Below are 1,270 nucleotides of genomic sequence, written 5' to 3'. Positions count from 1 at the left end.
TGGAGTTCCCCCACTTTAATGGACACGCATCGATAACTCCCACGAAGGAGAAAACCGATGCCCGCGATGATCACGGGGAAGAAGACACAACGCTACAGCACCGAGTTTAAGGTCAAGGCGGTAGAGTGGAGTCACCAGGCCCATCGAAGCGTTCAGGGCGTAGCGCAAGCGCTGGATATTCACCCATTCATGCTGTCACGCTGGCGCAAAGAGTACCGCGAGGGGAAATTTGCCATGAAACGGGTCAAGAAAGCGCCCCCCGAGGCCAAGGAGAAGATCAAAGACCAGGATGAGGTCACCCGCCTCAAACGCCGGATCGCGGAGCTTGAGGAGGAAAACGACGTCCTAAAAAAGTTTCAACGTTTTCAGGCCGAGGAACGACGGAAGCGTTCCGGTTCGTCTGGAAACACCGACGGCAGTACAGCGTAAAGGCACTTTGTCAGCACCTGAGCGTTTCGCGTTCCGGCTACTATGCCTGGGCCAATCGAAAGCCCGGCAAAAGAGACGCAGAGCGAGCCGTGCTGCTGTCCCAGATCCGAAGGATCTATGATGATAGCAAGGGGCGCTACGGCAGTCCGCGGGTCCATCAGGCGCTGTGCCGTGAGGGAGTGACAGTGGGCGAAAACCGGGTTGCAAAGGTGATGCAGCAGTGGGGAATGCGGGCCCGTGTAACCCACGTCTACCGGCGCCTGGCGCGGCGGCGTCACGAACTGAAAGCCCTGCCCAATTATCGCCTCGGAGCCCCTGCTCCGGCCGCCGTGGATCAGCAATGGAGCAGTGACGTGACCTACATCAAGCTCGGTCAGAAATACGTTTTCCTGGCGGTGGTGTTGGATCTTTTCTCCCGTCGAGTACTCAGTTGGCGATTGGGCGAAAGCCTGGATGCGGATTTCTCCAGAGCGACCCTGAGGGAGGCCTTCAAAAGCCGAAATCCTGCCGCTGGCCTGTTGCTTCATACTGATCGGGGGATCGAATACAGGGCCCACAAGACTCAGGCATTGCTGAAACAGCACCAGGTCCACCACAGCATGAACCGACCGGGCCAATGCACCGACAACGCCGAGGTTGAGTCCTTCTTCAAGACGCTGAAGGGAGAATTGCTGCACGCCACCAGCTTCGTGACGATGCGACAATTACGGAAACATATAAATCGCTATATTGAAGTCTTTTATAATACCCAACGGCTCCACAGCAGCCTTGGTTACAGGACCCCACTGGAGTACGAGGGGTTAAGCTGATGGCGCGTGTCCACTTTTTTGGGGGAACTCCA

At 56.8% G+C, this 1,270-nt stretch carries 1 protein-coding gene and 1 pseudogene; both read left to right on the top strand.

Annotated features, from left to right (window positions below; translation table 11 throughout):
* Positions 1-57: 57 nt before the first annotated feature.
* Complete coding sequence (locus H4I92_RS00015) at positions 58-429, top strand: transposase (RefSeq protein ID WP_143512553.1); 372 nt, start codon at positions 58-60, stop codon at positions 427-429.
* Positions 411-1,238 (top strand): annotated as a pseudogene (locus H4I92_RS00010) (IS3 family transposase); the annotation flags it as partial. The gene H4I92_RS00015 and the pseudogene H4I92_RS00010, both read left to right, overlap by 19 nt.
* Positions 1,239-1,270: the final 32 nt, after the last annotated feature.

The sequence above is a fragment of the Vreelandella halophila genome (assembly GCF_019903425.1).
Classification (GTDB): domain Bacteria; phylum Pseudomonadota; class Gammaproteobacteria; order Pseudomonadales; family Oleiphilaceae; genus Halospina; species Halospina halophila.
The sequence above is the reverse complement of the archived record's forward strand: the minus strand, read 5'-3'. Positions and strand labels throughout refer to the sequence as shown.